20 protein-coding genes and 1 tRNA gene are annotated in these 21,314 nt (G+C 71.1%); 11 read left to right on the top strand and 10 right to left on the bottom strand.

The window, feature by feature from the left end; all coding sequences use genetic code 11:
• Positions 1 to 79: 79 nt before the first annotated feature.
• A complete protein-coding gene (glnA, locus tag R9Z33_RS07650; protein ID WP_318650714.1) occupies positions 80 to 1,504 on the bottom strand; it encodes a type I glutamate--ammonia ligase in 1,425 nt (474 codons plus the stop codon).
• A 144-nt stretch (positions 1,505 to 1,648) separates the two neighbouring features.
• Positions 1,649 to 1,987: a P-II family nitrogen regulator gene (locus R9Z33_RS07655; RefSeq protein WP_248707930.1), complete on the bottom strand. Its 339-nt coding sequence runs from the start codon at positions 1,985 to 1,987 to the stop codon at positions 1,649 to 1,651.
• A 294-nt stretch (positions 1,988 to 2,281) separates the two neighbouring features.
• On the opposite strand from R9Z33_RS07655, the gene R9Z33_RS07660 reads away from it, so the two are divergent.
• Positions 2,282 to 3,472: an aminotransferase gene (locus R9Z33_RS07660; RefSeq protein WP_318650715.1), complete on the top strand. Its 1,191-nt coding sequence runs from the start codon at positions 2,282 to 2,284 to the stop codon at positions 3,470 to 3,472.
• Between the two features lie 73 nt (positions 3,473 to 3,545).
• A tRNA-His gene (locus R9Z33_RS07665) sits at positions 3,546 to 3,621 on the top strand.
• Between the two features lie 18 nt (positions 3,622 to 3,639).
• Here the strand turns inward: R9Z33_RS07665 and R9Z33_RS07670 are convergent.
• Both R9Z33_RS07670 and R9Z33_RS07675 read right to left on the bottom strand, forming a co-directional pair.
• On the bottom strand, positions 3,640 to 4,620 hold the full coding sequence (locus R9Z33_RS07670; protein ID WP_318650716.1) for a glutathione S-transferase family protein: 981 nt from the start codon (positions 4,618 to 4,620) through the stop codon (positions 3,640 to 3,642).
• Positions 4,621 to 4,624: 4 nt separating this feature from the next.
• Positions 4,625 to 5,500: an EamA family transporter gene (locus tag R9Z33_RS07675; RefSeq protein WP_318650717.1), complete on the bottom strand. Its 876-nt coding sequence runs from the start codon at positions 5,498 to 5,500 to the stop codon at positions 4,625 to 4,627.
• A gap of 78 nt (positions 5,501 to 5,578) precedes the next feature.
• Between R9Z33_RS07675 and R9Z33_RS07680 the strand changes: the two genes are divergently transcribed.
• The 4 genes from R9Z33_RS07680 (at position 5,579) to R9Z33_RS07695 (ending at position 10,023) form a co-directional block, all read left to right on the top strand.
• On the top strand, positions 5,579 to 6,091 hold the full coding sequence (locus tag R9Z33_RS07680; protein WP_318650718.1) for a MarR family winged helix-turn-helix transcriptional regulator: 513 nt from the start codon (positions 5,579 to 5,581) through the stop codon (positions 6,089 to 6,091).
• Positions 6,092 to 6,129: 38 nt separating this feature from the next.
• The gene (locus R9Z33_RS07685) at positions 6,130 to 7,089 is read left to right on the top strand and encodes a Bug family tripartite tricarboxylate transporter substrate binding protein (RefSeq protein ID WP_318650719.1); all 960 of its coding nucleotides are present in this window, start codon (positions 6,130 to 6,132) and stop codon (positions 7,087 to 7,089) included.
• Positions 7,090 to 7,183: 94 nt separating this feature from the next.
• Positions 7,184 to 9,400 (top strand): sensor histidine kinase, encoded by a 2,217-nt coding sequence (locus tag R9Z33_RS07690; RefSeq protein WP_318650720.1) that lies wholly within the window; start codon positions 7,184 to 7,186, stop codon positions 9,398 to 9,400.
• Positions 9,397 to 10,023, top strand: coding sequence for a response regulator transcription factor (locus R9Z33_RS07695; protein WP_318650721.1), 627 nt, complete (start codon positions 9,397 to 9,399; stop codon positions 10,021 to 10,023). Before R9Z33_RS07690 ends, R9Z33_RS07695 begins: the two co-directional genes overlap by 4 nt.
• A gap of 15 nt (positions 10,024 to 10,038) precedes the next feature.
• On the opposite strand, the gene R9Z33_RS07700 is transcribed toward R9Z33_RS07695, so the two are convergent.
• The 5 genes from R9Z33_RS07700 to R9Z33_RS07720 all read right to left on the bottom strand — a co-directional run bounded on the left by R9Z33_RS07700 (position 10,039) and on the right by R9Z33_RS07720 (position 14,794).
• The gene (locus R9Z33_RS07700) at positions 10,039 to 10,899 is read right to left on the bottom strand and encodes an endonuclease/exonuclease/phosphatase family protein (protein ID WP_318650722.1); all 861 of its coding nucleotides are present in this window, start codon (positions 10,897 to 10,899) and stop codon (positions 10,039 to 10,041) included.
• Between the two features lie 94 nt (positions 10,900 to 10,993).
• On the bottom strand, positions 10,994 to 12,040 hold the full coding sequence (locus tag R9Z33_RS07705; protein WP_318650723.1) for an ABC transporter ATP-binding protein: 1,047 nt from the start codon (positions 12,038 to 12,040) through the stop codon (positions 10,994 to 10,996).
• Positions 12,040 to 12,858 (bottom strand): ABC transporter permease, encoded by an 819-nt coding sequence (locus tag R9Z33_RS07710; RefSeq protein WP_318650724.1) that lies wholly within the window; start codon positions 12,856 to 12,858, stop codon positions 12,040 to 12,042. Before R9Z33_RS07710 ends, R9Z33_RS07705 begins: the two co-directional genes overlap by 1 nt.
• Positions 12,855 to 13,694 (bottom strand): ABC transporter permease, encoded by an 840-nt coding sequence (locus tag R9Z33_RS07715; RefSeq protein WP_318650725.1) that lies wholly within the window; start codon positions 13,692 to 13,694, stop codon positions 12,855 to 12,857. The genes R9Z33_RS07710 and R9Z33_RS07715 overlap by 4 nt, the downstream gene beginning before the upstream one ends.
• Positions 13,691 to 14,794, bottom strand: coding sequence for a PotD/PotF family extracellular solute-binding protein (locus tag R9Z33_RS07720; RefSeq protein WP_318650726.1), 1,104 nt, complete (start codon positions 14,792 to 14,794; stop codon positions 13,691 to 13,693). The genes R9Z33_RS07715 and R9Z33_RS07720 overlap by 4 nt, the downstream gene beginning before the upstream one ends.
• An 86-nt stretch (positions 14,795 to 14,880) precedes the next feature.
• On the opposite strand from R9Z33_RS07720, the gene R9Z33_RS07725 reads away from it, so the two are divergent.
• Genes R9Z33_RS07725 through R9Z33_RS07735 form a run of 3 tightly spaced genes read left to right on the top strand, consistent with a single transcriptional unit; the run spans position 14,881 to position 18,132 of the window.
• Positions 14,881 to 16,218: an amidohydrolase family protein gene (locus R9Z33_RS07725; RefSeq protein WP_318650727.1), complete on the top strand. Its 1,338-nt coding sequence runs from the start codon at positions 14,881 to 14,883 to the stop codon at positions 16,216 to 16,218.
• Entirely contained in the window at positions 16,215 to 17,123 is a 909-nt protein-coding gene (locus R9Z33_RS07730; protein WP_318650728.1) for an ABC transporter substrate-binding protein, read from the top strand. The genes R9Z33_RS07725 and R9Z33_RS07730 overlap by 4 nt, the downstream gene beginning before the upstream one ends.
• A 13-nt stretch (positions 17,124 to 17,136) precedes the next feature.
• Positions 17,137 to 18,132: an isopenicillin N synthase family dioxygenase gene (locus tag R9Z33_RS07735; protein ID WP_318650729.1), complete on the top strand. Its 996-nt coding sequence runs from the start codon at positions 17,137 to 17,139 to the stop codon at positions 18,130 to 18,132.
• A 9-nt stretch (positions 18,133 to 18,141) separates the two neighbouring features.
• Here R9Z33_RS07735 and R9Z33_RS07740 read toward each other — a convergent pair whose 3' ends face one another.
• A complete protein-coding gene (locus R9Z33_RS07740; protein WP_318650730.1) occupies positions 18,142 to 19,122 on the bottom strand; it encodes a Bug family tripartite tricarboxylate transporter substrate binding protein in 981 nt (326 codons plus the stop codon).
• 249 nt (positions 19,123 to 19,371) lie between these two features.
• Between R9Z33_RS07740 and R9Z33_RS07745 the strand changes: the two genes are divergently transcribed.
• Together R9Z33_RS07745 and R9Z33_RS07750 are read left to right on the top strand one after the other, a co-directional pair.
• Positions 19,372 to 20,331, top strand: a complete 960-nt coding sequence (locus tag R9Z33_RS07745; protein ID WP_318650731.1) for a Bug family tripartite tricarboxylate transporter substrate binding protein — start codon at positions 19,372 to 19,374, stop codon at positions 20,329 to 20,331.
• Positions 20,321 to 21,313: a Bug family tripartite tricarboxylate transporter substrate binding protein gene (locus tag R9Z33_RS07750; RefSeq protein WP_318650732.1), complete on the top strand. Its 993-nt coding sequence runs from the start codon at positions 20,321 to 20,323 to the stop codon at positions 21,311 to 21,313. The genes R9Z33_RS07745 and R9Z33_RS07750 overlap by 11 nt, the downstream gene beginning before the upstream one ends.
• Position 21,314: the final 1 nt, after the last annotated feature.

The following is a 21,314-nucleotide window of genomic DNA, read 5'->3' on the forward strand; positions in this document are numbered from 1 at the left end:
TAGCAACAAAAAACCCGCCGCCAATGCTGGCGACGGGTTTGCAGGATCCGGCCGCAACTGCGGCCGGCGCTTGAGGCCGTTAAACCGAGTAATACATCTCGAACTCGACCGGGTGCGGCGTGTGCTCGAAGCGATACACCTCACCCCACTTCAGCTCGATGTAGCTCTCGATCTGGTCCTTCGAGAACACGTCGCCGGCCAGCAGGAAGTCGTGGTCGGCGGCGAGCGCACCCAGCGCCTCGCGGAGCGAACCGCAGACGGTCGGGATGTCCTTCAGCTCTTCCGGCGGCAGGTCGTACAGATCCTTGTCCATCGGGTCGCCCGGGTGGATCTTGTTCTTGATGCCGTCGAGGCCGGCCATCATCATCGCGGCGAAGGCCAGATAGGGGTTCGCACCCGGATCCGGGAAGCGCACCTCGACGCGCTTCGCCTTCGGGCTCGTCGCGTAGGGGATGCGGCAGGAGGCGGAGCGGTTGCGGGCCGAATAGGCCAGCAGCACGGGGGCCTCGAAGCCCGGGATCAGGCGCTTGTAGCTGTTGGTCAGCGGGTTGGTGAAGGCGTTCAGCGCCTTGGCATGCTTGATGATGCCGCCGATGTAGTAGAGCGCCGTCTCGGACAGGTCGGCATAGCCGTTGCCCGCGAACACCGGCTTGCCATCCTTCCAGATGGACTGGTGCACGTGCATGCCCGAGCCGTTGTCGCCGTAGATGGGCTTCGGCATGAACGTCGCGGACTTGCCGTAGGAGTGGGCGACGTTGTGGATCACATACTTGTAGATCTGCATGTGGTCGGCCTGCGTCACCAGCGTGCCGAACTTGGTGCCGAGCTCATGCTGCGACTGCGCCACCTCGTGGTGGTGCTTCTCGCCGGCGACGCCCATCTCGATCATGGTCGAGAGCATCTCGGCGCGCAGGTCCACTTCGCTGTCCACCGGGTTCACCGGGAAGTAGCCGCCCTTGACGCCCGGGCGATGGCCCATGTTGCCCTCGGGGAAGTCCTTCATCGAGGCGCCGGGGCCTTCGATGCTGTCGAGCGAGAAATGGCCGAAATTGCCGCCCGTGCCGAACTTCACATTGTCGAAGATGAAGAACTCGGCTTCCGGACCGAAGAAGGCGGTGTCGCCGATGCCGGTGCTCTTCAGGTACTCTTCGGCCTTCTTGGCGGTCGAGCGCGGGTCGCGGTTGTAGCGCTGGCCGGTCGAGGGCTCATAGATGTCGCAGAAGAGGATCAGCTGCGGCTTGGCCGAGAACGGGTCCATGCAGGCCGAGGCCGCGTCCGGCATCAGGATCATGTCGGACTCGTTGATCGCCTTCCAGCCGGCGATCGAGGAGCCGTCGAACATGATCCCTTCCTCGAAGGTCTCTTCTTCGATGGTGGAGACGTGCTGAGCGGTGTGCTGCCACTTGCCGCGCGGGTCGGTGAAGCGGAAGTCCACATACTCCACGCTGTTCTCCTTGATCATTTCCATGACCTTGGAGACTGCCTCGGGGGAATTCATCGCCATGTCGTCTCTGTCCTGTTGCCTGCGTCCCTGTGGAAATTTCCCCGCGGGCGTTTCCCGCGCGGGCGCCGCATCGCTGGCCAGGGACGCCCCCAGGGCCAGCGTGCAGCGAAACTCGTCCGCGCCCTCCGGGAGGGCGCCGCAACCTCAGACCGCGTCCTCGCCCCGCTCGCCGGTGCGGATGCGGATCACCTCGGCGATGTCCGAGACGAAGATCTTGCCGTCGCCGATGCGGCCGGTGCGGGCGGCGGCCTGGATGGCCTCGACCGCGCGTTCCAGCATGTCATCGGCGCAGATCACCTCGATCTTCACCTTGGGCAGGAAGTCCACGACATATTCGGCGCCGCGATAGAGCTCCGTATGGCCCTTCTGCCGGCCAAAGCCCTTCGCCTCGAGCACCGTCAGGCCCTGAAGGCCGATCTCGTGCAGGGCATCCTTCACCTCGTCGAGCTTGAAGGGCTTGATGATGGCCTCGATCTTTTTCATCGCATCCAACATGTCTGTGCCTGGGCGTATGGCTGGCCCAAGACGTTTCCCGATCGGCTCCGGGCGGCGATGCTTGCCGCCTCCCGTGAAGCCGACTGCCTTTTGCACGCGGCGGGCAACGGGCGCAATCGTGCCCGCATGGGGTTCCGGTCCGGATCCAGGCCAGGAAAGCCTGAATCGGAGGCAGCCTGCCGAGGATCAAGGCAGGTCCGGTCCCCGCGCCTTGCGTGGCCGCGGGGGTGCCCCCATGCTACAGCGCAGGACCTTTTCCCCTTGCCGCCAAGGTTGCCGCCGATGAAGCCGATGAATGAGCTGCTCTCCGCCACGGGAACGACGATCTTCACCGTCATGTCCGCGCTCGCGGTGCAGCATGGCGCGATCAACCTGGGCCAGGGCTTCCCCGATTATGACGGCCCGCCCGACGTGCTGAAGGCGGCTGCCGACGCGCTGATGGATGGCCGCAACCAATACCCGCCGATGACCGGCGTGCCCGAGCTGCGCCAGGCCGTCGCCGCCGCCAACAAGCGCTTCTACGGCATCGAGGTGGACCCCAATGCCGAGGTCGTCGTCACCTCCGGCGCGACCGAGGCGATCACGGCGAGCCTGATGGCCGTGCTGAACCCGGGCGACGAGGTCGTGCTGATCGAGCCGCTCTATGACACCTACGTGCCGACGGTGAAGCTGCTGGGCGCCATCCCGCGCATCGTCCGCCTCAGCCCGCCCAAGTGGGAGCTGCCGCGCGCCGAACTCGCCGCCGCCTTCGGGCCGAAGACCAAGGCCATCCTGTTCAACACGCCGATGAACCCGACGGGCAAGGTGTTCACCGCCGCCGAACTCGCCTTCATCGCCGATCTCGTGACGCGGCATGATTGCTACGCCATCTGCGACGAGGTCTATGAGCACCTGACCTATGATGGCTGGAAGCACATCCCGCTGATGACGCTGCCCGGCATGCGCGAGCGGTCCTTGCGGATCGGCAGCGCGGGCAAGACCTTCAACCTGACCGGCTGGAAGGTGGGCTACGTCACCTGCGACCGCGCCCTGCAGCCCAATGTGGCGAAGGCGCACCAGAACCTGACCTTCACCACGCCGCCCAACCTGCAGCGCGCCGTGGCGGTGGGCCTCGCCAAGGATGACGCCTATTTCGCCTCGCTCGGCGCGGAGCTGGCGGCGCGGCGGGACATCCTGGCGGCTGGCCTCACGGAACTCGGCTTCCATGTTCTGCCGGCCATGGGCAGCTATTTCGTGACGGCCGATATCCGCTCCATCGGCTTCACCGGGGATGACGTGGCCTTCTGCCGCACCCTGACCGAGGAGGCGAAGGTGACGGCGATTCCCGTGACGGCCTTCTACGCCGGCGAGAACCCGCCCAACCACTACGCCCGCTTCGCCTTCTGCAAGAATGAGAGCGTGCTGCGCGAGGCGCTGGCGCGGATCGGCGCCTGGATGCAGGCGCGCCGCGCGGCCCAGCGCGTGGCGGGCTGAAGCCTCGGGGCGGCCCGTCGCGCGGGCCGGGTTGACGCAAACCGCATCGCGGGCCTATCCAGCGCCGCGTGCGGCGGTCGTAGCTCAGGTGGTAGAGCGCCAGGTTGTGGTCTTGGATGTCGCGGGTTCGAGTCCCGTCGATCGCCCCATCTCTTCCCTCATCATGATCATCCCAGGGCCTCGCGCCCATGCGGGGCCGTGAAGTCCAGCTCCGGCCCCACGGGCAGGATGCCGCCCGGGTTCAGCTGCCGGTGGCTGAGGTAGTAGTGCCGGCGGATATGGTCGAAATCCACCGTCGCCGCGACGCCGGGCCATTGGTAGAGCTCCCGCAGCCAGCCCCAGAGGTTGGGATGATCCAGGATGCGGCGACGGTCGCAGCGGAAATGGCCGACATAGACCGCATCGAAGCGCACGAGCGTGGTGAAGAGCCGCCAGTCGGCCTCCGTCACCTGGCCGCCCAGCAGGTAGCGTGAGCGGGACAGCCGCGCCTCCAGCTCGCCCAGCATCTCGAAGAGCGGGCCGATCGCCGCGTCATAGGCGGCCTGGCTGCGGGCGAAGCCCGCCTGGTACACGCCGTTGTTGACGGCCGCGTAGATGCGCGCGTTCAGCGCATCAATCTCCGGGCGCAGCGCCCGAGGGTAGAAATCGCCGGGGCGGGCGCCGATTCCGTCGAAAGCGGAATTGAGCATGCGGATGATCTCGGCGGATTCATTGTTCACGATCCGCCCGCGTGCCTTGTCCCAGAGCACCGGCACAGTGACGCGCCCCGTGTAGCTGGGCTCGGCCGCGCTGTAGAGCTCGTGCAGATGCGCGGCGCCGCGGACGGGGTCGGGCACCACGCCGGGGGCGGGCGAGAAGCCCCAGCCCTGTTCGCCCATCAGCCAATGGGTGACGGAGACGGAGATCATCCCCTCCAGCCCCTTCAGCGTCCGGAAGATCAGCGCGCGATGCGCCCAGGGGCAGGCGAGGGAGACGTAAAGGTGATAGCGCCCCGCCTCCGCCGCGAAGCCGCCCTCGCCGCCGGGGCCGGGGGCGCCGTCCGGCGTGATCCAGTTCCGGAATTGCGACTCGCGGCGGATGAAGGCGCCGCCCGCGCTGGCGGGCGGGGGCTCCTCGCTGGTCCAGGCGCCATGCAGCAGCAGGCCCATCGGCTCAATCCCTCCGGCCCGTGGCGGGTTGCAGGAACTGGCTGGCGACGATGCTGCCGATCACCACCGCCATGCCCAGCATCTGCACCGGCGAGAGCGTCTGGCCCAGCACCATCCAGCCCAGCAGCACGGCCGAGACCGGGCTGAGCAGGCCGAGCGGCGCGACCACGCCGGGCCCGAGCCGCCCGATGCCGCGGAACCAGAGGATGTAGGTGCCCGCCGCGCCGATCAGCCCGAGCCAGGCCAGGCCGATGGCGCCCCGGGCGGAGAGCTCCGGCAGGGGCGGGTGCCACCAGAGCAGCAGCGGCAGGAGGACGAGGCCGCCCGCGGTGAGCTGCCAGGCCGTGAAGGTGAGCGGCGAGACGGGCGGCTGCCACTTGCGCGTCAGCACCGTGCCCGCCGCCATGCCGATGGCACCGGCCAGGCCCGCCGCGATCCCCCACATGTCCAGCGCGGCGCCCGGGGCCAGCACCAGCAGCGCCACGCCCAGCATGCCGGCCAGCGCGGCCAGCACGGCGGCGGGCCGGATGGTGCTGCCCAGGACCGGGGCGGCCAGCAGCAGGACGAAGAGCGGCTGGATCGCCCCGACCGTCGCCGCCACGCCGCCGGGCAGGCGATGCGCCGAGATGAAGAGCATCACCCAGAAGAAGGAGAAGTTGAGGATGCCCAGCACCAGGGCTCGCGCCCACCAGATGCCCTGCGGCAGCTGACGGACGAGCAGGAGCAGCAGCAGTCCCGCCGGCAGCGCGCGCAGCAGGGCGAGCGCCAGGGAATCCCAGCCGCCCAGCAGCTCCGTGGTGACCAGGTAGGTGCTGCCCCAGATGGCGGGGGCGAGGGCGGTGAGGGCGAGGTCCCCAAGGGGGGGTGTTGCACGGGGCATGGGGCGGGTCCGATTATCTTGACTTCAAGATAACATCGAATGTCTTGAGTTCAAGATATCCCGGCGGCACAAGAACGCATGGACCATCTCGACCTCGTCCTCGCCCAATGGGCCCGCGAAAGGCCCGACCTCGACACCGGCCCGATGGGGCTGATCGGCCGCGTGCTGCGCCTCTCCCGCCACCTGATGCGCGAGATGGAGGCAACGCTCGCTTCCCATGGGCTGAACTTCGCGAGCTTCGACGTGCTGGCGACGCTGCGCCGCGCGGGCCCGCCCTTCGCGCTCTCGCCGAATGACCTGCTGGGGACGATGATGATCACCTCCGGCACCATGACGCACCGCGTGGACCAGCTGGAAAAGGCGGGCCATGTGCGCCGGAAGCCCAACCCGGAGGATGGGCGCAGCGTGCTCATCACCCTCACCCCCGCGGGACGGGCGCTGGTGGACCGCGTGCTGGGCGCGCATGTCGCGACCCAGGCGCGGCTGGTGGCCGGGCTCGGCCCGGCCGAGCGCGCGGCGCTGGGCCCGCTGCTCTCGGCCTGGCTGGCCGCGCTGGAGCCGCCGCCCGAGGCGCTTTCCCAATCCGCGTGATTGCCTCTACACCCGGCGCAACAACCCTGGAGGAAACCATGTCCCTGCGCCGCATCCTGCTGGCCGGCCTTGCCGCCTTCGCGCTCGCCTCGCCCGCCGCCGCCTTCCCGGACCGGCCGATCCGCCTCGTCGTCCCCTTCGCCGCCGGCGGCGCCACCGATGTGGGCGCCCGCGTGCTGGCCGAGGCGATGTCCGCCCACCTGCCGCAGCCCATCGTCGTCGAGAACCGCGTGGGCGGTGCCGGCATCGTCGCCTCCGAAGTGGTGGCGCGCGCCCCGGCCGATGGCCATACGCTGCTGATCAACAACACCTCACACTCGGTGCTGCGCCTCGTCGTCCCCAATGCGCCGATCGACGTGACCACGGCGCTCTCGGCCGTCTCCATCCTCTCGGAGATGCCGATGGTGATGCTGGTGGCCAACAACCACCCGGCGCAGAACGTGCGCGAGTTCATCACCATGGCGCGCGCGGCCCCCGGCCGCTTCGACTATGGCAGCACCGGTGGCGGCGGCACGCTGCAGATGGCGGCGCTGCTCTTCCTCAACGCTGCCGGGCTCGAGCTGAACGAGATCCCCTATCGCGGCGGCGCGCCCGCCACGCTCGACCTCGCGGCCGGGCGCATCGCCATGGTCTTCGACGTGGCGCTGACCGGCGTGCAGACCGCCCGCGGCGGCCAGGCCCGCGCCTTCGCCGTCACCAGCGCCGGCCGCAGCCCGGCCCTGCCCGATGCGCCGAGCCTGCGCGAGATCGGCCTGGATGCCGAGATGAATGTCTGGCAGGCGATCTTCACCGCCAGCGCCACGCCGGCCCCGGTCAAGGCCACGCTGCAACGCGCCATCGCCGCCGCCATGGGCACCGAGGCCATGGCCCGCCGCATGGCGGAACTGGGCGCCGACCGCATCGTCGCCAATACGCCCGAGGAGGCGCAGCGCTACGTCACGGCCGAGGTCGCGCGCTGGGAGACCCTGCTGCGCGGGCGCATCACGCCGGCACGCTAGGGGGATCGCGGCAGGCCGGGGCCGTGCGGGAAACCATCCCGGCCGGCGTGAAGCCGTGGCGGGTGCGGCCCGTCTCTGGCATGCTCCGCCGGTCATGAGCACCGAGAGACCGGCCCCGAGCCTGCGCCGCCACCTGCTGCGCCTCGCCGTGCTCATGCTGCTGCCCGCGACGCTGCTGGGCGGCTGGCTGACCATGGAGCTGGCGGCCCGCCTGAAATCCGACACCGAGGCGCTGCTGGCCAGCGGCGCGCGTTCGCGCGCGCTGGCGGTGGAACGCGACCTGGAGGCGGCGGTTCTGCTGCTCCAGTCGCTCGCCACCTCGCCGCATCTGGACGCCGGCGAGGCGGGCCTGGCCGCCTTCCATGCCCAGGCGCGGGAGGTGGTGGCGCCGCTCGGCAGCTTCGCCATCTTCGTCCGGCGGGAGGAGCCGCGGCGGCAGCTGGTGAACAGCCGCCTGCCGCTCGGCAGCACGCTGCCGACCATGCTGGAGGACGGCGCCGCCGCGCGGGCGATGCGGACCGGCCAGCCGGCCTTCCGCGAGCCGCTGCTGCTGCCCCGGATCGAGCAGAACCTGGCCAGCGTCGCCGTGCCGGTGCGCCGTGACGGGCAGGTGGTGGGCGCGCTCTCCATGCCGATCCTGCCATCCCGCCTGGCCGCGCTGCTGCGCCAGCCGGTCGGCCAGATCGGCTCGGCCGGCTTCATCATCGCCCCGCCGGACGGGCTGGTGGCGAGCCTCGTCTTCGCCGACGGCGCCTCCGACCCCTGGACCATTCCGCCCGGCTTCCTGGAGCGCCTGGGCCCGGCCGCGCGCGGCATCATCCGCGCCCCGGGCCCGGTCGGCGAACCCCTGCTGATGGCCTTCGAGCGCGTGCCGCTCAACGGCTGGATCGTCATCCTCGCCGCCACCGAGGCGGAGGAGCAGGCGGCCTGGCTGCAGCCCGCGCTGAATGCGGCCGCACTCGCGCTCGGCGTCGTGCTGCTGCTGGCGCTGCTGACCATCCGCTTCATCCAGCGGCTGATCCGCCCCCTGTCGCGCCTGACGAGCGACACCCGCCAGGCGCCCCCCGGGGGGCTGCGCGTCGCGGAGTTCGAGGCGCTGGCCGCCGCCGTGGCCGAGGCGCGGCGCGCCCCCCTGCGGGAGGCCGAGGCCTCGCGCGAGCTGGTGGCGCAGACCATCGCGCTGGCGCGCGAGGTGGAGGATGACCGGCAATTGCTCCGCTCGGTCATGGAATCCGTGCCGGACGAGATCTTCGTGAAGGATGCGCGGCTGCGCTACGTCATGGTGAACCGCGAGGTGGCGCGCGTGATCGGGCGGCCCGAGGGCTATATCCTGAACCGCACGGATGAGGAGCTGCTGGATGCCGAACTGGCCGCCCGGCTCGGCGCGATCGACCGCGAGGTGATGCGCAACGGCGTGATCCACGAATACGAGAGCGCGATGGCCATGCCGGGCCATCCGGGGGAGGAGCGCACCTATTTCGTCGTGAAGGCGCCCTGGCGCGATTCCACCGGGCAGGTCGTCGGCCTCGTCGGCGTGGCGCGCGACGTGACGCGCCGCCGCGCGACCGAGCAGCGGTTGCGCCAGGCGGAGGAGGCGATGCGCCGCATCGCGCGCGCGGACACGCTCTCCGCCATGAGCATGGGCGTCGCGCACGAGCTGAACCAGCCGCTGACCGCGGCCGGCAATTTCCTGCGCGCGGGGATGCGCATGCTGCAAGGCGAGCAGCCGGACCAGAAGCGCGTCGCCGCCGCGCGGGACGCAATGCGCGAGGCGGCGAACCAGGCGCTGCGCGCAGGCGAGATCCTGCGCCGCCTGCGCGACTTCATCGGCCGTGGCGAGACGGAGCAGCAGCTGGTCTCGCTCGGGCCGCTCGTGGCCGATGGCGCGGCGCTGGTGCGCGCGGCGCAGGGCACGGATGCGCCGCAGATCGCGCTCGACCTCTCGGTCTCGGGCTGCGTCGTGATGGCCGACCAGGTCCAGCTCCAGCAGGTCTTCGTCAACCTGCTGCGCAACGCCATCGAGGCCACGGAAGGGCTTGCCGACCGCGGCATCGCCGTCAGCCTGCAACGGGAGGGGGGGCGTGCCGTACTGAGTTTCCGCGACGCGGGCCCCGGCCTGCCGCCCGAGGTGCGAGAGCGCCTGTTCCAACCCTTCGTCAGCACCAAGGAGAGCGGCATGGGCATCGGCCTTTCCATCTGCCGCGCCATCATCGAGGCGCATGGCGGGCGCATCTCGGCCCCCGCCGGCGAGGGCCGCGGCACGGTGATCCGCATCGAGCTGCCGCTCAGCCAGGCGGCGCTCGCGGCATGAGTGGCCCGCTGGTCCATGTGGTGGATGATGACGAGGCGGTCCGCCGCTCGCTCGCCATGCTGCTGGAGTCGATGAGCCTGCGGGCGACGACCTATCCGAGCGCCGAGGCGCTGCTCGCCGTCGCCGCCGCGCCCGAGGGGCTGGAGCCGGGCTGCATCCTGCTCGATGTCCGCATGGAGGGGATGGACGGGCTGTCGCTGATCGAGGTGCTGCGCCGCCAGGGCGTGAGCCTGCCCGTGGTGGTGGTGACCGGCCATGCCGACGTGCCGCTGGCCGTGCGCGCGATGCGCGCGGGCGCGCTGGATTTCGTCGAGAAGCCCTATTCGGAGGAGCGCATCCTGGAGGCGGTCGGCGGCGCGCTCACCGCGCTGCGCACGGCCGACCAGCGCCGCGCGCTGGAAATCCAGGCCGAGGCGCAGGTGGCCGCCCTCTCGCCGCGCGAGAGCGAGGTGCTGGCCGGGCTGGTTGCCGGCAAGCCCAACAAGGTGATCGGCTATGAGCTCGGCATCAGTCCGCGCACGGTGGAGGTGCACCGCGCCAACCTGATGGAGAAGCTCGGCGTGCGCAGCCTGCCCGAGGCGGTGCGGATCGGCCTCGCCGCGGGGATCTCGCCGGAGCGCTAGTGGCCGTGGGCCGCCTCAGGCGGCAGCGGCGAGGGTCTCTTCCTGGGCCCGGCGCAGGTCGATGCGCGCGCGCAGCGGCAGGTGGTCCGAGGCGAGGCGCGCGAGCGGCGAGGCATGCGCCTCCACGCCGGCCAGCATGTCGCGCGGGTGGGCCAGGATGCGGTCCAGCGCGAGGAAGGGGAGGCGCGAGGGGAAGCTCGGCTCGCCCGGGTCGAGCGGGCCGAAGAGGCTCTCCAGCGGCACGAGCGAGGAGGGGATGCCCGGCCGCCACTCGTTCAGGTCGCCCATCAGCAGGGTCGGCATGGGGCTGCCGCTGCGGATCGCCTCCAGCAGCGCCTCCGCCTGCATGGCGCGGTGGCGCCGCAGCAGGCCGAGATGGGCGGCGACGACGCGTACGCGGCCGGCGGGCAGCTGCAGTTCGGCCACCAGCGCGCCACGCGCCTCGGCCCCGGGCAGGTGCAGGCGGCGCAGCCGGACCAGCCGCGCCTGGCGCACCAGGATGGCATTGCCATGCCAGCCATGGCCGCCCGGCGTGTCCGAGACATGCAGCATGGTCAGGCCGGTGCGGCGCTCCAGCGCCGCCGCGTTCAGCAGCCCGGTGCGCTGGCCGAAGCGGCGATCCACCTCCTGCAGGGCCAGCACATCGGCCTCGAGCTCGGCGATGACGGCGGCGATGCGGCCGGGGTCGAAGCGATTGTCCACGCCCACGCATTTGTGGATGTTGTAGGAGGCGACGGTGAGGCAGCCTTCCTCGCGCGGGGCGGCGGGCCCGGCGGGCTTGCGGCCGCGCAGGATGGCGCCGCCCAGCTTGCGCAGGGCGCCGTGCAGTTCGAGCGGCAGGGCAGTCCGTGGCGGGCGCGGCGGCGGGGTGGGCATGCGGCTTTCTTTGCGGGAGCCCTCTCCATATGGGAGGTGCTGCGTGGAGCGAAACGTTTTCGCGCCGCCTTGCAAAGAATCCATGAAGCTCGCCTCAACCCGTTTCCATCGGGATGATGCGGCAGGCGGCGGGCGCCACGGCCAGGCTCAGGCTGCTCCCGGGCGCGGGCAGCGGCGCCTGGGGCGGGAGGGCGAGCGCGACGGGCGCGGTGCCGTCCACCAGCAGGTCGAGCAGGGTCGCGGCGCCGCGATAGCGATGGCCGAGCACGCGTGCCTCCAGCGTGTTCTCCTCGGCGCGGGCCGCGCCGGGGCGCAGCGCCTCGGGCCGGATCAGCAGGCCATGCCCCTGGGCGACGCGGCGGGCCGGCGGGGCCGCGAGGCGCGTGCCGGCGCGGGTGACGAAGCCGCCCGGCTCGGCGCGGCCCTCGAGCCAGAGCGCCTGGCCCAGAAATTCCGCCACGAAGCGGCAGGCGGGCTCCTCATAGACCTCGCGCGGGCTGCCGATCTGGAGGACGCGGCCTTGCGCCATGATGGCGATGCGGTCGGCCAGCGCCATCGCCTCCTCCTGGTCATGCGTGACGATCAGGGTGGTGGTGCCGATGCGCGTCAGGATCTGCCGCAGCTCGGTCTGCAAGGTGTGGCGCAGCTTCGCGTCGAGGTTGGAGAGCGGCTCGTCCAGAAGCAGCAGGCGCGGGTCGATGGCGAGCGCGCGGGCGAGGGCCACGCGCTGCTGCTGCCCGCCCGAAAGCTGCGCGGGACGCCGCGCGCCAAGCCCCGCGAGGCGCACGAGATCGAGCATCTCGGCCACGCGGCGCTCGCGCTCGGGGCGGGCGATGCCGCGGCGGCGCAGGCCATAGGCGATGTTGTCGGCGACGCTCATATGCGGGAACAGCGCATAGTCCTGGAAGACCAGGCCGATGTCGCGCGCATGCGGCGGCAGGCGGATGAGGTCTCGGCCGGCCAGGGTCACGCTGCCGGAATCGGCGCTCTCGAAGCCGGCCACGATGCGCAGCGTGGTGGTCTTGCCGCAGCCCGAGGGGCCAAGCAGGGCGACGACCTCAGCGGCGCCCGCATCGAGGCTGGCGCCATCCAGCGCGAGGGCGGCGCCGAAGCGGCGCGTCAGGTTCTGCACCTCCAGCATCAGCCGCGCGCCCCCACATCGCCCGCCAGCCGCTCGATGCCGATGGTGCGGTCGAGCAGCAGCAGGAGCACGAGCGTGGCCGCGAGGAAGACGGTGGAGACCGCGGCGATGGTGAGGTTCAGGTTGGCCCGCATCTCGGCCACCAGGGCGATGGGCAGCGTTTGGGTGAAGGCATCGGAGAGGAAGAGGCTCACGGCCACCTCGTCGAAGGAAAGCACGAAGGCCATGGCTGCACCGGCCACGATGCCGCTGCGCGCGGCGGGCACGGCCACGTCCCAGAGGGCCCGCGCCTCGCTGGCGCCGAGCGAGATCGCGGCCTCGATCTGGCTGCGCTTCACGCCGATCAGGCTTGCCAGCACGGCGCGCAGCGTGAAGGGCAGGGTGATGACCACGTGTCCCATGACGAGCCGCGTGAAGGGGTCGAAGATGCCGAGCTTCGCGGTGAAGACCAGCAGCGAGAAGCCGATGACGACGGTGGGGATGAATTTCGGCGAGAGGAATACCGCCTCCAGCGTGTCCCGCCCGGCGAGCCGCGGGTCCATCAGGGCCAGCGCGCCCATGGTGCCGAGGATGGTGGCGATGGCGGCCGCGACCAGGCCGAGCTGGAGGCTGACGAACAGCCCGTCCATGTAGGTCGGGTTGGTGGCGAAGGCGCGGTACCAGCGCAGCGAGAATTCGCGCGGCGGAAAGGCGCCGAGGAAGCTGCGATCGTCGAAGGAGAGCAGGCAGGCGACCAGCAGCGGCACGAGCAGGAAGAGCACGGCGGCCAGCACCGCGGCCCGCGCCATCAGCCGCGCCAGCAGGTCGAGCGCCCTCATCGGGGCACCAGCCGGCGCGCCAGCGCGCTCAGGCCATAGACCACGAGGAAGGCGAGGATCAGCATGGTGACGCCGATCGCCGCACCCGCGGGATAGTTCCCGATATCGGCGAAGCGCGTGTACATCAGGCTCGTCGTGAACACGACGACGCCGCGGCCCAGCACCAGCGGCGCCACGAAATTGCTGATGCACATGGCGAGCGAGACCAGGAAGGCCGAGACCATGCCGGGTGCCGCCAGCGGCAGCAGGATGCTCACCACCGCATCGCTGCGCGTGGCGCCGAGCGAGGCGGCGGCCTCCTCCAGCCGGGGGCTGAGGGCGCGGAAGGTGCCGACCAGCATGAGCGCCACCACGGGCAGGGTGAAGTGCAGCAGGCCGATGCCCACCAGCACCTCGGCATAGCGCGGATGGCGCGGCGCGATGCCGAGCAGCGCGCCCAGCGGCGCCAGCGGGCCGAGGCTGCCCCAGGCCATCTCGACGGCGTAGAGCCGCGCGATCAGGCTCATCACCAGGAGCCCCACCAGCAGCGCGAGCAGCGCCTTGCGCAGCCCCGCGCGCGGGCTGCGGACGGCGGCGAAGGCCAGCGGCGCGCCGAGCAGCAGGCTGAGCGTGGAGACGATCAGCCCGATGCGGAAGGTCTCCCAGAAGTAGAAGAGATAGGCCGGCTGCAGGAGCTCGCGGTAATGGGCGAGCGTCCAGCCCTCGCCGGGGCGCATGCTGCCGGGCACGAAGGGCTTCAGGCTTTCGAGCGCGAGCAGCGCCACCGGCCCGCCCATGAGCAGGGCCAGCAGCAGGAGTCCGGGCGCCAGCAGCCAGAGCGCCAGTCGGGACGTCATCCCCGCCGGACCAGCGGCGTGATCTCCGTCTCCCAGCGCCGTGTCCAGGCATCCACCTGGCTCGACATGTAGGCGTAGTCCGGGATGTAGGCGAAGCGCTCCAGCTCGTCCGGCTTGTAGAAGATGTCGGCGATGGCGGGTGCGGGCGTCGAGTTGATGTTGGTGGGGCCGGAGCCCAGCGGCATGTTGTAGCGCGTGTTGATCGGCGCCGTCGCGAAGTGGTTGGCGAAGCGCTTGGCCGCCGCCACGCGGTTCGCGTTCTCGCCCTTCATGACCGCGAAGCCCTCGTTGAAGAGGAAGCCCTTGTTGTCAGGCAGGCGGGTCAGCAGGCGGCAGGGGAAGCGGTCGCGCACCGCCTGCCAGCCGCCGGTGTTCCAGAAGGCGACGGAGAGATCGCCCGCGCTCATCGCGTTGATCATCTCGGAATTGTTGGCGACGACGCGGCCGATCTGCCCGCGCTCGGCCAGCTGCTTCAGGAATTGCCAGCCGGGCTCGATGTTGCGCTCATTGCCGCCGCGCTGCATGGCGAGGCTGACCAGCAGCAGGCCGGAGAGGTTCACCGGCACCGGCACGCAGAGCTTGCCGCGGAAGCGCGGCTCCAGCAGCTGCTCGATGCTCTCGATGGGCGGGCCGGTCACGAGGTCGGTGCGGTAGCCCCAGAAGGCGCCGGCGGTGGAGAGCGGGACGGTCATCTTCCGGCCCTGCGCGTCCTTCTTGAAGAAGGCGTCGGGGATGTCGCGCAGCGCGGGCATCTCCGTCTCGTTCACCGGCTCCATCCAGCCGGCCTCCATCATCGCGGCGAAGACCGGATCCCAGGCGGCGATCAGGTTCTGCGGCACGCGCGGCCAGAGCGGGCGCAGCCTTCCCACGATGGCCATGGCGCCGCCCGCATGCAGCTCCCACTGGATGCGGTCGCCTGTCGCGCGCATCCATTCCTCGCCGATCGGTCGGCTCACCTCGATCCATTGGGCGCCCCACATGACGACGAGCAACTGCTCGCCGCGCGGCTGGGCGAAGACCGGTCCCGACCCCGCCATGGTTGCGAGGCCGCCCAGCAGGGCGCGGCGGTTGACGGCAGGCGAGGCGATGATCCGGGCCATGGGAGTCTCCGCGAGGGTTCCGCGGCACGGGGCATGCATGGCGCATGCCAGCACCCTCAGTGCCAGCCGAACCGGGAGAGACATCCATGCAGCCTGACCTCATCTTGACGGATGCGATGCTCGTCACCCATGGCGAGGCGCCGATCCCCCGCGCCTTCGTCGCGATGGGCGGCGGCAAGATCCTGGATTGCGGGCCGATGGAGCGCCTGCCGCCGAGCGATGCGCCGAAGCTCAGCCTGCCCGGCCGCCTGCTGACGCCGGGGCTGATCAACATCCACACCCATGCCGTGCTCTCGCTCATGCGCGGCATCGCCGTGGATATGGGCTTCGCGCCCGCCTATACGCCCGGCGTCCCGCATGGGCACGAGATCAACGCGGAGGAGGCGCTGGCGCTGGCGCGGCTCGGCGCGATGGAAGCCCTGCTCATGGGCTCCACCGTGATGGTGGACAGCTACGTGCATGGCGAGGTGACGCTGCCCGCCATCGCCGATCTCGGCCTGCGCATCTGGGCCTGCGGGCGGCTGCATGATGTCGATTTTTCGCGCGTGCATCTCGCCGATTGGCGCCATGTCCCGGAGATCGGCGCAGGGCGCCTGGCCGAGGTCGAGGCGCTGATTGCCCAGTTCCATGGCAGCCATGGGGGCAGGGCGCATGTCATCGTGGCACCGCACGCGCCCGACACCTGCTCCGCGGCACTGCTGCGCCGCGCGGCCGATCTCGCGCGCGACGCGAAGCTGCTGACCACGACGCACCTCTCGCAATCCCAGCTGGAGAACGCCGAGATCCAGCGGCGTGACGGGTGCTCGCCCACCCAGTTGCTGGAACGTTGCGGCCTGTTGGATGACCGGCTGATCGCGGCCCACTGCATCCACATGTCGCCCGATGACGTGGCGCGCTTCGGTGCGGCCGGCGCCACGGTCGCGCATGTGCCGAAGGGCAACGCGACCGGCGGCGCCATCGCCAATACGCCGGCCCTCCGCGCGGCGGGTGCGCGCATCGCGCTCGGCACCGACAACCTGACGCAGGACATGGCCGAGCAGATGCGCTGGGCGCTCGCCACGGCGCGCATCCGCGTGGGCTCGGTGGGCGAGGGCTGGCAGCCGGAGGACGCCTTCGCCATGGCGACGGTGAATGGCGCGGCCGCCCTCGGCAAGTCGGGGCGTCTTGGTCAGTTGGCGCCGGGCTTCGCGGCCGATGTGGTGGCCTGGGATTTCCGACGCGCGCATCTGACGCCGCTGCTCGACCCCTTGGGCACGCTGGTGCATGACGCCAATGGCCGCGATGTGGAGCATGTCTGGATCGCCGGCCGTCAGGTGGTGGAAGCGGGCCGCCCGACGCAGGCGGATGAGGCGGCGGTGCGTGCCGCGGCCCAGAGCGCGGCCGAGGGACTCTGGGCGCGCGCCCGTGCCATGATGGCGGCATGAGCATCCCCTTCCGCCTCGTCGAGAATCTCCGCACCCCCGGCTACCTGCCCTTCTATCTCGGCCTGCATGGCGGGTTCTGGGCGCGGGAGGGGCTGGATGTGCAGATCATCACGGCGCCCGCGACATCCGAGACGCCGAAGCTGCTGCTCTCCGGCCAGGCGGATGCCGCCTGGGGCGGGCCGATGCGCGTGATGATGTATCACGACGCCGACCCCGCCTGCCCGCTGGTCTGCTTCGCCCAGGCCGTCGCGCGTGATCCCTTCATGCTGGTGGGCCGCAGGCCCAACCCGGCTTTCCGCTTCGCCGACCTCGCGGGCCTCACCGTCGGTGTCGCGACGGATGTGCCCACCCCCTGGATGACCTTCCAGGATGACCTGCGCCGCGCCGGCTTCGACCCCGCCGCGCTGGTCCGCGCGCCCGACCTGCCGATGGCGGAGAATGCCGCGGCCTTCGCCGCGGGGGCGATGGATGTGGTGCAGCTCTTCGAGCCCCATGCCGACCGGCTCGTGCAATCGGGTGCCGGTCATGTCTGGCACCGGTTCAGCGACCGCGGCGACATCGGCTACACCACCCTCGTCGCCACGCGCGCGACGCTCGCCGAGAAGCGGCCGGCGCTGATCCGCCTGGTGCGCGGCCTGGCCGCCGCGCAGGAGGCGCTGGCCCGCGCCAGCGGCGCCGAGCTGGCCGAGGCGCTGGCCGCTTTCTTCCCCGACCTGCCGCGCGCGCAGCTGGAGCGCATCGCACTCGCCTATCGCGCTGCGGGCCTCTGGGCCGCCACACCTGAGCTGCCCCCCAGCGCCTTCGTGCGCCTCAAGGCCGCGCTGCTCTCCGGCGGGCTCATCGCGCGCGATATTCCCTATGACGCGGCGGTGGATGCTGCATTATCCTCGCGTCATCCCAGCTGAGGCTTCGACCGCCATGAATGTCAGCCTGCCCGCCATCCCCACCATCAATCTCGGCCGCTTCCTGCGCGGCAGCGCCGAGGAGCGGGCGGAGATCGCCGCGACAGTGGCCGAGACCTGCCGCCGCGTGGGCTTCCTCATCATCAGCGGCCATTCGCTCGACCAGGATTTCTTCGACCGGGTGGTGCGCGAGAGCTTCGCCTTCTACGACCAGCCGCGCGCGGTGAAGGACCGCTTCCACCCGACCGGCCCCGCCCGCCAGCGCGGCTATCACGGCATGGCCACGCGCGGCCTTGGCCGCACGCTCGGCCAGGATGCGCCGCTCGATCTGCGCGAGAGCTATTTCCTGGGGCCGGTGGACGACCACCAGGCGCATTTCGCGCATATCCCCGAGGCCGCGACCTCCTATGCGCCGAACATCCTGCCCGACAGCCCGGAGGGCTTCGGCGAGACGCTGGTCGCGCTGTATCGCAGCTTCGAGCAGGTGGCGGCCGACATGTACCGCCTCTTCGCCGTCTCGCTCGGCCTGCCGGAGGGGTATTTCGACGGGATGATCCAGCGGCATTTCTCCATCCTCGCCGCGCATCACTACCCGCCGCTCGCCGAGCCGCCCGAGCCCGGGCAATTGCGCACCGGCGCGCACACGGATTTCGGCGCCATGACCATCCTCGCCATGACGGAGGCGCAGGGGGGGCTGGAGGCGCGGCTGCCGGATGGAAGCTGGGCGCCGGTGCAGGCGAAGCGCGGCGAATTGGTCATCAACCTGGGCGACATGATGCAGCGCTGGACCAACGACGCCTGGGCCTCGACGCTGCACCGCGTGGTGAATCCGCCGGGCCTCGCCATGGCCTCCTCGCGCCGGCTGTCGGTCGGCTTCTTCGTGCACCCGGACTACGACGCGGCCATCAGCGCGATCCCGACCTGTGTCGCGGCGGGCGAGGCGCCGAAATATCCGACCATCACGGCGGGCGAGCACATCGCGGCCAAGATCGCGCGCAGCCACAAGGGCTGAGGCGTCGCCTCAATCCGGCTTGATGTTCCCCGTCCGGATCACGCCACCCCAGCGCGCCCGGTCCTCCGCGATGAAGGCGCCGAAGGCGGCGGGCGTCATGGGCAGCGGGTCGGCGCCCTGGCCGGCCAGGCGTTCGCGCAGGGCGGGCTGCGCGAGTGCCCGGTTCACCTCCGCATTCATCCGCTCGATGATCGGCGCGGGCGTGCCGCTGGCCGCGGCCAGGCCATACCAGCCCACGGCCTCGTAGCCGGGCACGCCGGACTCGGCCACGGTCGGCACATCGGGCAGGGCCGGGTGGCGCTGCTTCGTCGTCACCGCGACCGCGCGCAGGCGCCCCTCGCGGATATGGCCGAGTGTCGCGGGCAGCGTGTCGCAGATGAATTGCACGCGGCCGGCGATGGTGTCGGTGATGGAGGGGCCGCTGCCGCGATAGGGCACGTGCAGCGCCTCCAGCCGCGCCATCTGCAGCAGCAGCTCCACGAAGAGATGCGTGGCCGAGCCGGTGCCGCCCGAGGCGTAGGAAAGCCGCCCCGGCTGCGCGCGGATCAGCGCGATGAGCTCGGCGAGGTTGTTGGCCGGCACCGAGGGGTGGACCGCGAAGACCGAGGCGACGCCCGCCACCATCGCCACAGGAGCCAGGTCCCGCGCCGGGTCGAAGTTGAGGCGGACGAGTTCAGGCGTGATGGAGAAGGGACCGGTGCTGGCCATGAGCCAGGTGTAGCCATCGGGCGTGGCGCGGGCGACGAATTCGCTGCCGACCGTCCCGCCCACGCCGCTGCGGTTCTCGACCGTGACGGGCTGGCCAAGCGGGCCGCGCATTTCGTCGGCCATCACGCGGGTCAGCAGGTCGGCCGCGCCGCCGGGCGGAAAGGGGGAGACGAAGCGCATGGGGCGGGTGGGCCAGTCAGCCGTCTGGGCTTGGGCGGCATAGAGCGGCAGCGCGCCCGAGAGCGGCAGGGCGGCAAGGGCAAGCTGGCGGCGTCGGATCATCGGGAATCTCCAGGCTGAAGCCAGCGATCCGGTTCATGGATCGTCCATCTGGCATGGCGGATCGGGCCGCCCCGCTTCAACGCCTATCTGCGGCGGGCGGGGGCTCCCCCGCCGCGACCTGCCCGCGGGCCGGCCAAACGGGCGTGCGCCTGCCTCGATTTCAACCAACTCGCCGATCCGCCGAAAACGGTTGAACTGCGGGGGCCGGCTCTGCCAGCCTCCGTCCACAAAATGACCAGGAGGAAACAGATGCTTTTGTCCCGCCGGGGCCTCGGCCTTTCCGCGAGTCTGCTTGCCGCGCCCAGCATCGTCCGTGCGCAATCGGGCGCGATCCGCCTCGTCGTCGGGTTTCCGGCGGGTGGCGGCGTGGATTCCATCGCACGCCCCGTCGCGGCCCGCTGGCAGGAGCGGCTGGGCCAGCCCGTCGTGATCGACAACCGGCCGGGCAATAACGGCAACATCGCCATGGATTTCGTCGCCAAGGGCGTGGCCGACGGCACGCAGCTCTTCCAGGGCAATGTCGGCAACCTGGCCATGACGCATGCGCTCTTCCCGAACCTGCCCTTCGACACGGGCCGCGATTTCCGGGGCGTGGGGCAGCTCACCCTCGGGCCGCTGGTCTTCGCCGTGCCGGCCGACAGCCCGATCCGCTCGATGCAGGACTTGGTCGCCGCCGCGAAGGCGCGGCCGGGCGCGCTGAATTTCGGCTCGGGCGGTTCGGGCGGCGTGCCGCACCTGGCCTTCGAGGTGTGGAAGCGTTCGGCGGGCGTGGACATCGTGCATGTGCCCTATCGCGGCTCGGCGCCGGCCCTGCAGGACCTGCTGGGCGGGCGCATCCAGCTCATGGTGGATGGCTATTCGCTGATGCGCGGCGCGCATGAGGGCGGCCGCGTGCGCGTCATCGGCATCACCTCGGCGGACCGCCATCCGCAGCTGCCCGATGTGCCGACGGTGAAGGAAAGCGGGCTCGACTGGGTCTTCACCTCCTGGCAGGCCATCGTCTGCCCGGCGGCGACGCCGGCCGCCGTGCGGCAGCGGCTGGAGGACCAGCTGGCCCGCACCTTCCGCGAGAGCGACCTGCCCACGGTGCTGACCGGCCTCGGCACCTTCCCGCGCTTCGCGCCGGGTGCGGAGGTGGACCGGCTGATCCGCGAGGATCGCGCGCTGTGGACCAGTGTGGTGCGGGAGGCGAACATCAGTGCCGATTGAGCTTCTGCGCCGCGCCGCGGTCGCGCGCCGCGCGGCCCTGGCGCTGCCGGCGCTGATCCTGGCGCGGCCCGCGGCCGCGCAGGACTATCCAAGCCGCCCGGTGCGCGTGGTGATCGGCTTCCCGCCCGGCGGCGGGGTGGACATCGTGGCGCGGCTGATCATGCCGCGCCTCTCCGAGGCGCTGGGCCAGCCCTTCCTGGTGGAGAACCGGGCCGGTGCCAATGGCAACATCGCCATGGACGCGGTGCACCAGAGCAGCCCGGATGGCTACACGCTGTTCTACGGCAATGTCGGCAACCTCGCCGTCACCAACGCGCTCTACCGCAACCTCAGCTTCGACACGCTGCGCGACTTCGTGCCGATCGGCCAGACGATGGAGAGCTTCTCCGTCATCGCGGTGAATGCCGAGCTGCCGATCCGCACATTGCCCGAGCTGATGGCCTATGCGCGCGCCAATCCGGGGCGGCTGAACGGCGCTTCGGCCGGCGCGGGCGGGCCCACGCACCTGGCGCTGGAACTGTTCAAGCGGCAGTTCAACCTCGACATCGTGCACGTGCCCTATCGCGGTTCGGCGCCGGCCATCGTGGATCTCGCGGGCGGGCGGGTGCAGCTCATCATCGATGGCTATTCGCTGATGCGCTCGGCGGTGGAGAGCGGACGCGTGCGCGTGCTGGCGGTCGCCGCCGCCCGGCGCGAGGCGCTGCTGCCCAATATTCCGACCACCGCCGAAGCCGGCGCGCCCGGCTTCGAGGCCGGGAGCTGGCACATGCTGACCGCGCCCCGCGGCACGCCCCAGGCCGCGCTGGACCGGCTGGAGCGCGCCCTGGGCGCGGCCCTGGCCGAGCCCGCCCTGGTGGCCGCCATGGCCCAGCAGGGCGTCGCGGCGCGCTTCCGCAACCAGCGCGACGCGGCCGCCTTCTTCGCCGCCGAGCGCGAGCGCTGGACGCGCGTGATCCGCGAGGGGAACATCACGGTGGAGTGAC

This window comes from Sediminicoccus rosea, from assembly GCF_033547095.1.
Lineage (GTDB): Bacteria > Pseudomonadota > Alphaproteobacteria > Acetobacterales > Acetobacteraceae > Roseococcus > Roseococcus rosea.

Excerpts from the sequence above, each read along its gene's own strand:
- glnA (WP_318650714.1), bottom strand. The coding sequence starts at position 1,504 with ATGGCGATGAATTCCCCCGAGGCAGTCTCCAAGGTCATGGAAATGATC.
- R9Z33_RS07675 (WP_318650717.1), bottom strand. The coding sequence starts at position 5,500 with ATGCCCCGTGCAACACCCCCCCTTGGGGACCTCGCCCTCACCGCCCTC.
- R9Z33_RS07720 (WP_318650726.1), bottom strand. The coding sequence starts at position 14,794 with ATGGCCCGGATCATCGCCTCGCCTGCCGTCAACCGCCGCGCCCTGCTG.
- R9Z33_RS07695 (WP_318650721.1), top strand. The coding sequence starts at position 9,397 with ATGAGTGGCCCGCTGGTCCATGTGGTGGATGATGACGAGGCGGTCCGC.
- R9Z33_RS07655 (WP_248707930.1), bottom strand. The coding sequence starts at position 1,987 with ATGAAAAAGATCGAGGCCATCATCAAGCCCTTCAAGCTCGACGAGGTG.
- R9Z33_RS07690 (WP_318650720.1), top strand. The coding sequence starts at position 7,184 with ATGAGCACCGAGAGACCGGCCCCGAGCCTGCGCCGCCACCTGCTGCGC.
- R9Z33_RS07745 (WP_318650731.1), top strand. The coding sequence starts at position 19,372 with ATGCTTTTGTCCCGCCGGGGCCTCGGCCTTTCCGCGAGTCTGCTTGCC.
- R9Z33_RS07740 (WP_318650730.1), bottom strand. The coding sequence starts at position 19,122 with ATGATCCGACGCCGCCAGCTTGCCCTTGCCGCCCTGCCGCTCTCGGGC.
- R9Z33_RS07685 (WP_318650719.1), top strand. The coding sequence starts at position 6,130 with ATGTCCCTGCGCCGCATCCTGCTGGCCGGCCTTGCCGCCTTCGCGCTC.
- R9Z33_RS07710 (WP_318650724.1), bottom strand. The coding sequence starts at position 12,858 with ATGAGGGCGCTCGACCTGCTGGCGCGGCTGATGGCGCGGGCCGCGGTG.
- R9Z33_RS07735 (WP_318650729.1), top strand. The coding sequence starts at position 17,137 with ATGAATGTCAGCCTGCCCGCCATCCCCACCATCAATCTCGGCCGCTTC.
- R9Z33_RS07705 (WP_318650723.1), bottom strand. The coding sequence starts at position 12,040 with ATGCTGGAGGTGCAGAACCTGACGCGCCGCTTCGGCGCCGCCCTCGCG.
- R9Z33_RS07700 (WP_318650722.1), bottom strand. The coding sequence starts at position 10,899 with ATGCCCACCCCGCCGCCGCGCCCGCCACGGACTGCCCTGCCGCTCGAA.
- R9Z33_RS07715 (WP_318650725.1), bottom strand. The coding sequence starts at position 13,694 with ATGACGTCCCGACTGGCGCTCTGGCTGCTGGCGCCCGGACTCCTGCTG.
- R9Z33_RS07725 (WP_318650727.1), top strand. The coding sequence starts at position 14,881 with ATGCAGCCTGACCTCATCTTGACGGATGCGATGCTCGTCACCCATGGC.
- R9Z33_RS07730 (WP_318650728.1), top strand. The coding sequence starts at position 16,215 with ATGAGCATCCCCTTCCGCCTCGTCGAGAATCTCCGCACCCCCGGCTAC.
- R9Z33_RS07680 (WP_318650718.1), top strand. The coding sequence starts at position 5,579 with ATGGACCATCTCGACCTCGTCCTCGCCCAATGGGCCCGCGAAAGGCCC.
- R9Z33_RS07670 (WP_318650716.1), bottom strand. The coding sequence starts at position 4,620 with ATGGGCCTGCTGCTGCATGGCGCCTGGACCAGCGAGGAGCCCCCGCCC.
- R9Z33_RS07660 (WP_318650715.1), top strand. The coding sequence starts at position 2,282 with ATGAAGCCGATGAATGAGCTGCTCTCCGCCACGGGAACGACGATCTTC.